The following is a 13,511-nucleotide window of genomic DNA, read 5'->3' on the forward strand; positions in this document are numbered from 1 at the left end:
ACATGACATTTGTCCTTCTATAATGCTTGCCCTCCCCATCTGCCAAAAATAGATTTTGTCCCATGCCCAAATCCAAATCTATATTCCAAAAGAAATTATTGGGAGGAGAAACTTCCAAGGCGGAGGAAGTGATCGAAGAAGTCCGAAAACTCTCCGATCCAAAAGCGGTCGAAATACTCTCTCGATTTTTCAAAACGGGAAAGGGGCAATATGGAGAAGGTGATCTATTCCTAGGAATAAAGGTCCCACCACTTCGAAAAATTTCCAAATTATACAAGGGACTCCCGTTATCCGAACTTCAGAAAATCGTAAAATCAAAGTACCATGAAGAAAGACTTTTAGGTTTTTTTATACTATGTGAGAAGTTCCAAAAAACTCCGGAAGAAGGTCGCAAAGAACTTCATCTATTCTATTTAAAAAACTTAAAATACGTGAACAATTGGGACATCGTAGATCTAAGCTCCAGGGAATTGATCGGAGATTATCTGATAGATAAGAAAAGAGACATCTTATATAAACTAGTTAAATCGAATAATCTATGGGAAAGAAGGGTCGCGATCATCTCCACTTATGCTTTCATTCGTAAAGGTGACTTTAAAGACACATTAAAGATCTCCGAAAACCTATTAACGGATAAGGAAGATCTTATTCATAAGGCAGTGGGTTGGATGCTAAGAGAAGTTGGTAATAGAAGTTTAAAACCTGAGACTGACTTTTTGGATAAACATGCTCACAAAATGCCCAGGACAATGCTTAGATATGCGATTGAAAAGTTCCCGACAAAGCTAAAATTGAAATATATGAAGGCTGGCAAGGAATAAAAGATCTTTAATGCTATGCCGCACAAGCGGCTTTGAATTGATGGAAGAAACGATACTAGAGCCTAAATCTTTCCTTTATGTTTAAGTAGGACCATTCTACAAAGATCCAAGCTCTTAGCCAGACAGGCATAATCGTAGGGACCCGTAAAAATTTACGCGAGTATCCCAGGAGCAATCTTTGAAACCCAAAAAAACATTCCATGAACTCGGACTATCCGAGGACGTCTTAAACGCAGTATCAGATCTTGGATTTACGGAACCTTCTTCCATTCAATCCGAAGCTATTCCTCTCATTCTTTCCGGAAGAGACGTAATCGGCCATTCCCGCACTGGGACAGGTAAAACAGCAGCATTTGCAATTCCAAGTTTAGAAATATTGGAAGAAGGAGAACAGTCTCCACAAGTATTAGTACTCTGCCCAACCAGAGAATTGGTAGTCCAAGTCGCGGAAGAATATAGAAAATTAGGAAAATATAAAGAAGATTTCCAAGTAGCCGCAATCTATGGTGGAGATGATATCACCAAACAATTCAAGGCATTAAAAAGAAAACCACAAGTAGTCGTTGGTACTCCTGGAAGGACCATGGATCATATGGACCGCAAAACCTTGATCCTAAACGAGATCAAAATGGTGATCCTAGACGAAGCGGATGAAATGTTAGATATGGGATTTTTAGAGGATATGGAAATTATCCTCGCAAAAGTTCCCGAAGAAAGACAAACAATTCTATTCTCCGCGACTCTTTCCGCAAAGGTGATGGGAATTACTAAAAAATTCCAAGATTCCCCTAAGATCGTAGATGTCACAGGTGGAAAAGCGGACAGACCTAAGATCCAGCAGATTTATTTTGAAATGAGAGAAGGTCTTAAGCCTGAAGCATTAATCCGTCTATTAGAGTTTCATACCCCAAAAGCTTCATTAGTATTTTGTAATACTAAAGTCAGAGTCGACGAAACAGTGGAATTCTTAAAATCCAAAGGAGTATTTTCCGAAGGATTACACGGAGATCTTTCCCAAAACCAAAGGAACAAAGTGATGTCCGGATTCCGTGCAGGACTTGTTACAGTTCTTGTAGCAACGGATGTAGCTGGAAGAGGGATCGATGTAAGCGATGTTGAAGCCGTAGTCAATTACGATATTCCAAGAGATTCGGAAGATTATGTGCACCGTATCGGCCGGACAGGAAGAGCCGGGAGAAAAGGACTCGCCCTCAGCTTTGTTTCAAATAAAGACTTTAGAACATTGCGTAAGATCAGAGAAGACCACGAATTCGAAATGGAACTTGGAAAAATTCCTGATATTGCAGAGCTCACTGAAAAGAAATTTTTAGAATATTCTCATATAGTTAAAGAAGTCGCGGAAGAAGGAGATGTTTCCGAATATTCTAAACTTGTCAAAAAACTTACTTCAGAGGGAATTCCTGCAGAACGATTAGCTGCAGCTCTATTCAAATTAGCTCTCGCAGAGAAGTCGGAAAAATTTGACTCAGGTGCCCGCTTCGACCAAGACCAAAGAGGTTTCCGAGAAAAAGAAGGTTCTTCCCGCAATGACCGTAACGATAGACGTTTTGGTGGAAAATCCAAACAAAAAGGCAAACGGGATCATAAGGATAAAAACCGAAACTCAAATCAATACCGTGGCGGCGGCGGTGGTAATGGCGGCGGAAGAAAAAGTTCCGGCTCAGGGTCCGGCGGCCCTTCTCGCAAAAAAGGAAAACGCTAATTTTCTAAATTAAAACAAAAGGCCCCAGATTTGTCCGGGGTCTTTATAAAATGGAAATTCTATCCTGGAATATGGTATCCTGAATTGTACCGAATTCCAAAAAGGAGTCAAAATGGAATTTGCAATCGTATTACTCACCGGTCTTCTCATCGGCTTTGGCCTCGCCTTCTTCTTGGCAAAAGCCCTCTATTCCAAAGAGTCTGGGATCAATCCGAATGAACACGAAAAGTTAAAATTAGAAAGAGCGGGACTTCTCACCTCAGAACAAAGATCCAAGGAAAGGATCCTTCAGTTAGAAAAAGAATTTAAAGAGAATTCTGAAAAAACGGAAAAAGCAATCGGCTATTACCAAGCCATGAAAAAGGAATCCGATCTTTTGAAAGAAAGATTGGAGAACCAAAAAAAAGAATTCGAAGATCTAATGTCCAAGCTGGATGAAAAATTCAAACATGCAGCCAATCAGGCGTTATTAGATAATTCTCAAAAATTCAACCAGCAAACTCACGAAAAGATGAACGACCTACTTCGTCCTTTTAAGGAAGAAATAGAAAAGTTCGGAGTGAAAGTAGAACTTTCACATAAAGAGCATAAGGATGATACCGCAAACTTAAAGGCTCAGATCAATAATCTATTAGAAATGAATAAAACACTTTCGGAAGACGCCAAAAGCCTGGCATCCGCTCTGAAAGGAAACTCCAAGACCCAAGGGGATTGGGGAGAAGGGATACTCGAAAATATCCTCCAAAATAGCGGTCTAGTCAAAGGAAGAGAATACACTGCCCAAGAGTCCGTACAAACCGAGGACGGAAGGCTAAGACCGGATATAGTAGTCAAACTTCCTTCCGGAAAATCAATCGTGATAGACTCTAAGGTTTCCTTAACTGCTTACGTGGAATATGCTTCTGCGGAATCGGAAGATATAAAAAAGGCAGCTCTTCAAAGACATCTCAAAAGTTTATACGAACATGTCTCCGGATTATATAAGAAAAATTACCAGTCACTCTACGGCATAGAATCATTGGACTTTGTTCTGATGTTCCTACCGGTGGAACCTTCATATTATGAAGCAGTTCGAACAGATCCAAAATTTTTAGAAGATGCTTATGCAAAAAATATTCTGATCGTCACTCCTTCTACCCTGATGGTCTCCTTAAAGATGGTCGCCAACCTTTGGAGAAAGGAAAAACAAAACAAAAACTCGGAACAGATCGCAGAAGAATCCGGTAAGATGTACGATAAGATCGTAGAGATAGTCACTGCATTGGAAGTTTTGGGAAAATCCTTAGATAAGTCCAAGGACAATTATGATGCGGTGCTCGGAAAATTAAAATCAGGCAGAGGAAATCTTTTAGGAAGAGCGGAGAATATCCGAAAATTAGGAGCCAAAGTCCGTAAGTCTTTGGATTCCGCTTCTGAAGATTCCCAAGAAGATGCGGAAGAAACCTTGTTTTTAAATGGGGAATGATCTAAAAATTTAAGCTAGATCCGGACCGGGCTGCACTTTTACATTGGAAGAATAAATTTGCTCCGTGCAACGTTTTAAGTATAAGTTGGCGGCCCTGTCTCCGGAATAGATCCTCAAAGCTTCTCTGAAAGATTCTCCTGAATCCAAATATTTTCCATAATGAAAAAGTTCCACCCCCCTTTCAAAATTACTTTTGGAACTTAGGAACGCTTCTTTTTCAGTCTTAGTTAAATGATCGCCTAGCTCGTAGATTGCTCTATGTGCTTCCTTTCCTCTAAACTTGAGCTTATCCAATTTTCTAAGCAAAAAGTTTTGGGGAGATTTTAGTTTAGAATAAGTATCTTCACTGATCAATATATTAGAACCGTAATATTTATTCAGAGCCTCTAATTTAGAAGCAAGATGGACTGCATCAGAGATCACAGTGCTTTCCATACGATCTCCTGAACCGACAAGCCCCATCATCAAGGAACCGGTATGGATCCCGATCCCGACTCCGATTGCACGATTTCCTTGGTCCATTCTTCTTTGGTTATAATCCAAAATACGATTTTGCATAGAGATAGCGGCATTCACTGCGTCGTCGGAACTTTCGGGAAAAAGAGCCATGATTGCATCGCCGAAATACTTATCCACAAAACCGTGATTGGAATGAATAAGAGGTTCCATCTCCGAAATATAAGAATTTAACAATTCAAAACTTTCCTTGGAATCCAGACTTTCAGAAATTTCGGTAAAGGATCTAATATCCGCAAACAGGATGGTCATTTCCTTTTTGATCTGGTCCCCAGGCCTCATATCCTCCAGCTTTTCTTTTCCTAAAAATTCCAAAAAGCTGATAGGAACAAATCTACTATAAGTTGCATTCAAACGTTGTAGGCGATCCGAAAGTTTCTCTTTTTCGTTATATAGATCTCTGTATCTAGAAGATAAAATGAATGTCTGGGTCAGAATGGCCACAAACAGTCCGATCGGAATAATAAACCTCGCGAATATGATCTGCCTAGCGGCAAGCATATCAAAGATCCCTGCTACGATCAAAGCTAAGATCGCAAATCCAATAACAAGAGAATATTGTTCCTTGTGGATGATCGCCCTAAGAAGTACCACAATTGCAAATGCCACGCCCCCTAAAAATACGAACTGAAAATAAGGAACCGGCAGAGAAGGAATCGGAAAAGGAAAAAGTGTACTTAACGAAAATATAAATGAGATCAGATAAAATAATAACATCCATTTCCGAGGGAAATACGTCGGAAAAGAATGCCGCAAAAAATGAAGCCCTAACGGTAAGGCGGCATACATTGTCAGATATTCCAAGTTCATAGAAAGCGGATAATCTGCCCAAGGGAAATAAAATTGGATCAGCTTTTCCTCAGTCACGAATAAACGAAGGAATAAGCAAAAACAGAATAACGCGAATACCAATGGGGTACGGTCCTGCCTCCTCAGAAAGAAAAGACCAAGATGGTAGATAGTGGACATGAAAAAAAGTCCGGATAGAAAAAGATCCCAGTCCCTAAGTATTAAAGTTTCCTTATAAAGTGATCTTGCATCCCCGAAACGGATATCAAACCAAAGACCCGTCAACCTATGATGAAAATTAGAAATTTTGAAACTAATATCCACTTCTTTAGTGGATTCGTCCCATTCATAATATACCGGCCTATTATCCGGAGAGCTGGTCTCGAAACTAGTTCCAGGTTCTCCGGAAGTACCTGCAGAAACTCCATTGATCAAAATTTCAAAAGCAGTTGCCTGGTGTTTGGAATAGATCGCTAAACGTCCATGTTTCTCCGGAAGAAGTATTTTTAATTTAAGAAGTGCATAACCTGTGCCAGGCCAAACCCCAGGAATTTTACGAAACTCAGGAGATTTTTCAGAATTAGGATCAGGCTGGAATGTATTCGGAAAAAAAGACCAATCTCCCTGCAAATTAAATGTAGGAATAGATCTATAATCCCAATTGGTTAAATCTAAAATCCCTTTTTGAGCAACTGGTACATCCGCAGATGAGCAAGAAACTAAGAAGATACAGAAAATTATAGAAAGTAAATATCGAAATCGGAAAGCTGTCGGCTCAGGATCCATCTTTTTTTATCCGCTCATTGGTCTACGAAAACGACGACTTTGTCAAGATAATATGAATTTCCTTTTTTTTCTTTACCCTTTTCAGTAGAAAACTAACGTAATTCAAATGTTTCGAAACCGTTTCAAAATATCTGTAATTCTCTTAACCCTGTTTGGTATCCTCATAAACTGTGGAGATAGTTTAAAAGGAAAACCCACTTCGGCAATCCCGGAACTGGCAGGATTTTATGTAAATGAAAGATCCAAAGAATGGTTCGAAAACGGAAAAATCAAAATACAAACCCTTTGGATCCGACGTACCGCAAAAGGAGAGATGGAATTTAGCCATCAAATATTAACAAGACTCCAATTCAGCGTAAGCGAAAACAGAGAAGAATTAAAAGTCAAATCCGGAAAACTTCAGACCAGTGATAGAGAACTTTTATTTTTTGAAACGAATGGTAAAGAGTTCCATCGAAATTATCACGGTCACAATTCGCCAAATCCTAAAAGCTGGGCGATCCGTTCCTTCGGACCTTTTATGAAAGTAAAAGATTTTAGCAAATTAATAGGAGAAGGGACCGGAAGATCCGCAGAACTTGCCCAAGATAAAAACTCAATCGTATTCTCTAATGGAGACGTTTACAGAAGGATCGGAAATCCGCTCTTAGGTAGGATCTCCATCAATCTAGGAAAATTTAAAAAAACCTTAGATAACGAAGTGGCAGGAGTAGTACTGTTTACTTTAGATGGAGAAGCATTTCCACAAACGGAAGGAAAACAAAACTTTTTCGCGCTGTTCTCCACTACGGATAATATAGCTGTAGGAACTCCAATTAAGATCGCTGAATTCCCGGGCCAGGTACAAGAAGTTTTCGAACATGTAGCTGTGGTAGAATTGAATAAAATGAAACCGGGGATTGCGGCACCTGGTGTGCAAAACTTCTCTTCCGTAATTCTAGATGGGGTTGTGGATACTAAAACTATATCCCAAAAAGAGAGCACTGACGAACTCATCCGAAGATTAAAACAGGATCCGAATGTTTCTAAAGAGGAACTGATCCGAGAACTGGAAAAACTGAAAAACAAAGAATAAATCGCAATCGCTTAAGTCCAAGAGCCTGAACCTTAGGAAAGGCTCTTTGGCCCTTCCCATTATTTCCGGGAAAGTATCTGCAATCCGCTAACCATATCTTTTCTTTTCCCGCCTAAAATGGAAAAGAAATCCTCATCAAAATCTTCCACAACTTTGACAGCTTGTTTTAAAACCTTCTGCCCTTCTCCAGTTGTCTTCACTAATTTTGCACGCGTATCGGTTTCATGAGAGATACGTTTCACCAACTTCTTAGATTCAAGAGTTCTAAGTACGGTAGAAGTAGTCATAGGATCCGTTTTAGCTCTATCCGCAATTTTGATCTGAGTAGTCTCTTCTTCGTGGAGTTCCAACCAATGTGTAACTGCTAAAAGAACGAATTGAGCATGGGTGAGATCCAAAGGTTCTAAAACCTTTCGGATCTCCCTTTGCCAAAGATTCGTGACCTGCCATAACAAAAATCCAGGACTATCGTCGGATTTATCGTATCTAAATACTTTTTCCTTGGACACTTAAACCCATCCTTGCAGAAATCAGCCCGAAATCTTTCGGCCCGATTTCCAAAAATCCGAAACGGAACGGAAAACCCCAGGACTTTTTATTTTGGATAAAATCCAAAGAATCTACCAAAGGTAAAATGTCCGTTTCTTCCGCCTGATAGTATGTAACGTTTCTCCTAAACGGACAGAAATCCGGGCTCATTTGAAAAGAATAGACCGAATCATCCCGAATACGTCCGATCGATGTAAATTTTCGATAAGGAGTTTTGGATCCGAAGTTTTCTTTGGAAGAATATACTAAGACCCAATCCCCTTTTTTCATTCTTGCGAGAGGCGCCTTTTTTCCATGACATGCTTGGACAATTCCTTCGGACATGCCGATAGCAGAATGTTCCTTGGAAGCGACTACGATCCAGTATCTGGAATTCATCGGATTTCCTTCCGAACCAATTCTGAAAATTGTCGAATCTCTTCTTCCATCCCCTTAGCTTGTTCTTCGCCTATGATTTTTTTCCAAAGAAAACCTAGAGGTCCTGAAATACTCAGCTCCACCTTTATCTCCGTTCCTTCTGGGCTCGGTTTAAAAAAATGTAAAAATTTCATTTTTGCCCCAGGCAAATAGGTCACATCCCCGAACACAAATGGTTTCTCTGCTTCCGTAATCAAAACCTTACAGGCAAATCCTCCTTTAGGCTTCAGGACGAATTCTTTGCCTACGGAAACTTCTCCTTCTATCTTGGTCCATTCTATATCAGAATCCCATTTGGACCAATTGGAAACGTCCGATCTGGCTTCCCAAAGTGATTTAGCATCGATTCCTTTTACTGTTGTATTATATTCATACTTCCACATTTTATTCCTCCAGATAGTAAGTATGCTTACTATCTGGATTCCTTATATAATAAGTGCACATATAATGCAAGCATTTTAATAAGCACACTTACTATATTGAGGATAAAAAAAACGCCTCCCAACGGAGGCGCATCTATTTTACGAGATCGAAACTGGCTTCTTATTGATTACTTTTTGCGTTTGAAGCCATTTTTAAGAAATAACCGTTAGTATCATACCAAGCTTGTCCCAGGTATAATGCGTTGGTTGCTTCTAAGTGGTCCACACCTGTAGTCAAAACTCCGTAAGAAGGACCACCTTTCCAGGTTCCCCATCTTTGAGAATCGTCAGGGACCACACCGTCATTCCATACACTCATTCCGTAGAAAGGTGCTCCGATGGAACAAATAGGTGCAAGAAGTCCCATTGCAGGGTGCTGGATAAGATCATTACCGATCATATAAGATCCGTAAGAGAAATACTTAACTCCAGAAGCATTCGGAACACTTGCATTGAATGAAGTAGCACCGCTTACTGTTAGAAGTTTTAATGCAGCAACTGCATTTTGGCTAGATTGTCCGTAAACAACTCCCACCAAAGTATTTACCACTGTTCCTACATAAGGAAGCGCCCAATTCGGGATCACAGCTTCTATCACGCTTGCAACCGGACTTCCTTTGTGAGGAGTGTTGATTGTGGTGAGAGTTGCTACTTTGCTTGCAAAACTAAGATTCGAAACTAGGTAACGAGCGTCCAATCCACCTTGGGAATGTCCAAGGATATGAACTTTTCCAGTATAATTATTAGCTGCCATTGCAGTTTGGATCGCTGTTTTCAACTGAGCAGCTCTTGCTGCAGAAGAGTTTGTAGCTGTTACAGTAGGAGTAAGAACAGTGGCTCCTTGGGATTGAAGATAAGCTGCGTTTCCGCCCCAATAGTCTACAATACCGGTAGATTTACCCCAACCGAAAATACCATGAGTCATTACGATTGGATAAGCTCCAGCTAGAGGTTTACTTGAAGATCCTCCACCAGACGCGCTCACTGCTCCCGCTGCTAGGAAAAGTACCCCAGCTACCATTAACTTTGCTCTTTTTAACATTCTCCTTAACCCTCTTCTTTTAAACTATTCTCTCTACGGATCTCTCTTCCCGGGCTTTGCCTCTTCTGGAAGGAGTTCTTTTTATATATAACAAACAATCGATTTAAATATTTAATTTCGAACGTTCGCTATTTGAACTCCCGTTCGTTATTTATGAACGCAAGCTCACAAAGGTGATTATAGAACAGTGTTAAATTGTCAATTGAGAAAATAAGAGAATTATAAGTGTAAGTGAAAAAATAATCTTAAATCGATCGTTCAATTAAAAATAAAAAGAAGGAATATTCTGAAATTATAATATGTTTTATATCATTTGGTGTAGTAGAAATTATGTAACGCACGCTACACAAGGTGGGGCTCATTTAGAACACATACTCTCAATCTGTTCTGAAATTGATATAGAGTCAGTACATCCCCATGAGCATGAACAACCGCCTTTACTCCAAACACTAAGTTTTATGCTACAAAAACATCCGTACTCACAACTTGCAGGGCGGCTTGAAAGTTTTTTCAATGGAATTTCGTTTTTCAGAAAAACGACCGATTCCCGATTCGAATTCGCCGACCAAAAGATCGGGATTGGACCGAAAATAAACCCGTTCTTATCATTAGAATACTCTTTATGGTAATGTAAGGTACAAATGCCCTTAGTCTCAATCCGTAAAGGTGGATACGCAGATATAGATTTTTGGTATGAATTGATATCGTTAGCTTCAAATCGGTGCTCTATATAGCCGTTTTTTGCAGAGTATAACATCAATCCAAAGCAGTTATACTGAGAAATTATCAGGAAAGTTAATAGAAACCGATTCCAACAAAATAGCTTCATAGAAATGAATATCCGAGACTAAAGACGTATCTACGATCAGAGTTTCAGTATAGATCATATATTCTTTGGAATTAGAAGAAGGACAAAAAAAGGCCCGCCTAAGCGAGCCTTTTTCTTTAAATGACTTTTCGAAACTGATTATTTGGCAGCGCGCTTTCTTGCGTTTGCATCCAAATGTCTTTTACGAAGACGCATACTCTGAGGAGTTACCTCTAAAAGTTCATCATCGTCCAAGAATTCGATATTCTGCTCTAAGCTGAACTTGCGAGGAGGAACAAGTCTGATCGCCTCATCCGCTCCGGAAGATCTTACGTTAGTAAGCTTTTTCTCTTTTACAGGGTTCACTTCCAAGTCATTGTCTCTGGAGTGGATACCTATGATCATTCCAGGATATACAGCAGTTTGAGGATCGATTAATAACTCTCCCCTTTCCTGGATTTTCCAAAGGGCATATCCAGTAGTTTCTCCTGAGTCCATGGAGATAAGTGCGCCGTTCTTTCTTCCAGGAATTTCTCCCTTATAGGCGTCGAATCTCAAGAATCGGCTGGATGCGACTCCCTCACCTTTAGTCTCAGTTACGAAGTAACCTCTGAATCCGATGATACCTCTGGTAGGGATTACGAATTCTACTCTGGTCATTCCGGATGGATGAGCATCCATCAACTGAAGCTCTCCTTTTCTACGGTTTAACTCTGAAATAATACTACCTGTAAATTGGTCCGGTAGATCCATTACAAGATACTCGTAAGGCTCTAACTTTTCTCCGTTTTCTCCCTTCTTGATAATCACCTCAGGGCGGGAAACTTGTAGTTCGAAACCTTCTCTTCTCATTGTTTCGATCAATACGGAAAGATGTAATTCGCCACGACCTAAAACTTTGAAGCGGTCTTTATCTTCAGTTTCTTCCAAACGCATCGCTACGTTTGTTTCTAATTCTCTGTCCAGACGTTCGCGAATATTTCGGGTAGTTACGAACTTACCTTCCTTACTCGCAAAAGGAGAATTGTTTACCATAAAATACATGGATACGGTAGGTTCTTCTACCTCGATCGCCGGCATTGGTGCCGGTTTTCCAGGTTCGCAAACCGTATCTCCGATGAATACATCAGGCAATCCTGCGATAGAAACGATATCTCCTGCTTCTGCTTCTTCGATCTCGTTTCTTTTGAGTCCTTCGAAATTATAAAGTTTAGTAATTTTTAAAACTTGGGTTTCGTCCCTACCGTTTGCCTTAGGGGAAAGTTGAACTACACTCATTCCTCTTTGTAGTTTTCCGTTATAGATCTTACCGATCGCAATACGACCTACGTAATCATTATAATCCAAAGAAGTAACTTGGAATTGTAGAGGAGCCTCTATATTCGCTTTTACAGGAGGTACATGAGAAAGTACAGTATCGAGTAATGCATCCAAATTTGTACTAGGAGCATCTTCTAATTTGCTGACCGCCCAACCTTGTTTTGCAGAAGCATATACGATTGGAAAATCCAATTGTTCGTTTGTTGCTCCCAAATCGCTGAACAAGTCGAAAACCATATCGACTACAGCGTCAGGGCGAGCTCCATCACGGTCGATTTTGTTGATAACTAAGATAGGTCTATGTCCTAATTGTAAGGACTTTCCGAGTACGAATCTCGTTTGAGGCATGGGCCCGTCGAAAGCATCTACAAGAAGAAGACAGGAATCCGCTGTGGAAAGTACTCGTTCAACCTCTCCTCCAAAGTCCGCGTGACCAGGAGTATCTACTACGTTGATACGTGTGCCTTTATAAACAACTGCAGTGTTTTTGGCTTTGATCGTGATCCCTTTTTCTTTTTCGAGATCATTACTATCCATGATCCTTTCCCCGTCTTCCTTGGCAGTAACTGCTCCGGTTTGACGTAAAATACCGTCTAGAAGGGTTGTTTTACCGTGGTCAACGTGTGCGATAATGGCGATATTGCGGATTTCCATGCTATGACCAAAATTTACGTAAGGGCCAGGGTGACAAGGTGGAATTTTAGGAAATTCTTTTCAATAAGATGAAAAAGAACGCATCAAATCGCTATTAATAACCGGTTTTAAACGATCTTAGGATTCTTAATGTTCAGGCAAAGGGATCCTTTCAGTCTCCCCTGGCACATGAGCAAATCGATCTTCTTTCCAATCCACTTTTGCTTGTTCTATTCTTTCCAAAGAACTGGATACAAAATTCCAATACATATGCCTTGGGGTAGAAAGTGGGACCCCGCCTAGGAGTACAATTCTAGAAGTTTCTTCCGCTCTGAATTTTACTGCCCCACCCTTTGGATAGATGGCCATATCCCCTACGGAAACAATCTTTCCTTCTGCGTCTGCCTTACCCCTGGCAACATAAATGCCTGCTTCCTGTTCAGCCGGAACCGGTAGTTCTACTTCTGCACCTGCCTCTACTTCTAGGTCCGCGTAGAATAATGGAGAATATACTTTAACAGGAGAAACTTCTCCCATAAAGGAACCTGCGATCAGCCTGAGTTCCCAGCCTCCACCGCTGACTGTGGGCAATTCTTCTCTTTCATGGTGGAAAAATTCAGGAGAAGTCTCTTCGAATTCTTTGGGAAGGGCTACCCAGGTTTGGATACCTTCTAAAATATTAAATTCAGGATCTAATTTAGATCTTTCACTATGTACGATTCCGGAACCTGCAGTCATCCAGTTCACTTCGAAAGGACGGATATCTTCTACCTTTCCTATACTATCTCTATGTGTGATCACTCCATCATATAGATAAGTAACGGTTGCAAGACCTATATGAGGATGAGGACGGACTACAATTTCGGCTCCGGTCTTGATGGGAAGAGGACCCATATGATCCAGAAAAACAAAAGGCCCCACATTTCTGGCTTCGATCTGTGGAAGTACCCTTCTTACAAAAAAACCGTCTCCCAAATCTTTTTTCTTAGCGATAAGATATCTCATAATAGTATAGACTATTAGATCTGATTCCTGTCTATCTAAGCAAGATTTAAAACCCGAATAACGGAAGGTTCTAGGTGAAAGCCAATCTTCTTCCTTGCAAATCGTACCCCAAAACCCTTGACACCGGCTCGGACCGGTCA

The 13,511-nt window shown here is 40.4% G+C and carries 11 protein-coding genes; 4 read left to right on the top strand and 7 right to left on the bottom strand.

Going from position 1 to position 13,511, the window contains the following annotated elements; genetic code table 11:
• Window positions 1-62: 62 nt before the first annotated feature.
• From EHO58_RS09210 to EHO58_RS09220, 3 genes are all read left to right on the top strand, one after another.
• Window positions 63-821 (top strand): DNA alkylation repair protein, encoded by a 759-nt coding sequence (locus tag EHO58_RS09210; protein WP_135679723.1) that lies wholly within the window; start codon window positions 63-65, stop codon window positions 819-821.
• 178 nt (window positions 822-999) lie between these two features.
• A complete protein-coding gene (locus EHO58_RS09215; protein WP_135679724.1) occupies window positions 1,000-2,544 on the top strand; it encodes a DEAD/DEAH box helicase in 1,545 nt (514 codons plus the stop codon).
• 112 nt (window positions 2,545-2,656) lie between these two features.
• Window positions 2,657-4,009 (top strand): DNA recombination protein RmuC, encoded by a 1,353-nt coding sequence (locus tag EHO58_RS09220; RefSeq protein ID WP_135628714.1) that lies wholly within the window; start codon window positions 2,657-2,659, stop codon window positions 4,007-4,009.
• 9 nt (window positions 4,010-4,018) lie between these two features.
• On the opposite strand, the gene EHO58_RS09225 is transcribed toward EHO58_RS09220, so the two are convergent.
• Window positions 4,019-6,100 carry an adenylate/guanylate cyclase domain-containing protein gene (locus tag EHO58_RS09225; RefSeq protein WP_135679725.1) on the bottom strand — a complete coding sequence of 694 codons (2,082 nt, stop codon included), beginning with the start codon at window positions 6,098-6,100 and terminating at the stop codon, window positions 4,019-4,021.
• A 106-nt stretch (window positions 6,101-6,206) separates the two neighbouring features.
• Here EHO58_RS09225 and EHO58_RS09230 point away from each other — a divergent pair, with 106 nt between their 5' ends.
• Complete coding sequence (locus EHO58_RS09230; protein WP_135679726.1) at window positions 6,207-7,175, top strand: LIC12353 family lipoprotein; 969 nt, start codon at window positions 6,207-6,209, stop codon at window positions 7,173-7,175.
• Window positions 7,176-7,234: 59 nt separating this feature from the next.
• Here the strand turns inward: EHO58_RS09230 and EHO58_RS09235 are convergent, their stop codons facing one another.
• From EHO58_RS09235 to EHO58_RS09260, 6 genes are all read right to left on the bottom strand, one after another.
• Window positions 7,235-7,684, bottom strand: a complete 450-nt coding sequence (locus tag EHO58_RS09235) for a MarR family winged helix-turn-helix transcriptional regulator (RefSeq protein WP_135628717.1) — start codon at window positions 7,682-7,684, stop codon at window positions 7,235-7,237.
• Window positions 7,662-8,102, bottom strand: a complete 441-nt coding sequence (locus EHO58_RS09240) for an EVE domain-containing protein (protein WP_135679727.1) — start codon at window positions 8,100-8,102, stop codon at window positions 7,662-7,664. Before EHO58_RS09240 ends, EHO58_RS09235 begins: the two co-directional genes overlap by 23 nt.
• Window positions 8,099-8,524 carry an SRPBCC family protein gene (locus EHO58_RS09245; RefSeq protein ID WP_135679728.1) on the bottom strand — a complete coding sequence of 142 codons (426 nt, stop codon included), beginning with the start codon at window positions 8,522-8,524 and terminating at the stop codon, window positions 8,099-8,101. Before EHO58_RS09245 ends, EHO58_RS09240 begins: the two co-directional genes overlap by 4 nt.
• 160 nt (window positions 8,525-8,684) lie before the next feature.
• Entirely contained in the window at window positions 8,685-9,605 is a 921-nt protein-coding gene (locus EHO58_RS09250) for an esterase/lipase family protein (protein ID WP_135628720.1), read from the bottom strand.
• A gap of 967 nt (window positions 9,606-10,572) precedes the next feature.
• Window positions 10,573-12,387, bottom strand: coding sequence for a translational GTPase TypA (typA, locus tag EHO58_RS09255; protein WP_100723037.1), 1,815 nt, complete (start codon window positions 12,385-12,387; stop codon window positions 10,573-10,575).
• Between the two features lie 126 nt (window positions 12,388-12,513).
• On the bottom strand, window positions 12,514-13,371 hold the full coding sequence (locus EHO58_RS09260) for a pirin family protein (RefSeq protein WP_135679729.1): 858 nt from the start codon (window positions 13,369-13,371) through the stop codon (window positions 12,514-12,516).
• Window positions 13,372-13,511: the final 140 nt, after the last annotated feature.

It is taken from the genome of Leptospira selangorensis (genome assembly GCF_004769405.1).
Taxonomy (GTDB): domain Bacteria; phylum Spirochaetota; class Leptospiria; order Leptospirales; family Leptospiraceae; genus Leptospira_B; species Leptospira_B selangorensis.

Coding starts and splice junctions, on each gene's coding strand:
- EHO58_RS09240 (WP_135679727.1), bottom strand. CDS start 8,102: ATGAATTCCAGATACTGGATCGTAGTCGCTTCCAAGGAACATTCTGCT.
- EHO58_RS09220 (WP_135628714.1), top strand. CDS start 2,657: ATGGAATTTGCAATCGTATTACTCACCGGTCTTCTCATCGGCTTTGGC.
- EHO58_RS09250 (WP_135628720.1), bottom strand. CDS start 9,605: ATGTTAAAAAGAGCAAAGTTAATGGTAGCTGGGGTACTTTTCCTAGCA.
- EHO58_RS09225 (WP_135679725.1), bottom strand. CDS start 6,100: ATGGATCCTGAGCCGACAGCTTTCCGATTTCGATATTTACTTTCTATA.
- typA (WP_100723037.1), bottom strand. CDS start 12,387: ATGGAAATCCGCAATATCGCCATTATCGCACACGTTGACCACGGTAAA.
- EHO58_RS09230 (WP_135679726.1), top strand. CDS start 6,207: ATGTTTCGAAACCGTTTCAAAATATCTGTAATTCTCTTAACCCTGTTT.
- EHO58_RS09245 (WP_135679728.1), bottom strand. CDS start 8,524: ATGTGGAAGTATGAATATAATACAACAGTAAAAGGAATCGATGCTAAA.
- EHO58_RS09210 (WP_135679723.1), top strand. CDS start 63: ATGCCCAAATCCAAATCTATATTCCAAAAGAAATTATTGGGAGGAGAA.
- EHO58_RS09260 (WP_135679729.1), bottom strand. CDS start 13,371: ATGAGATATCTTATCGCTAAGAAAAAAGATTTGGGAGACGGTTTTTTT.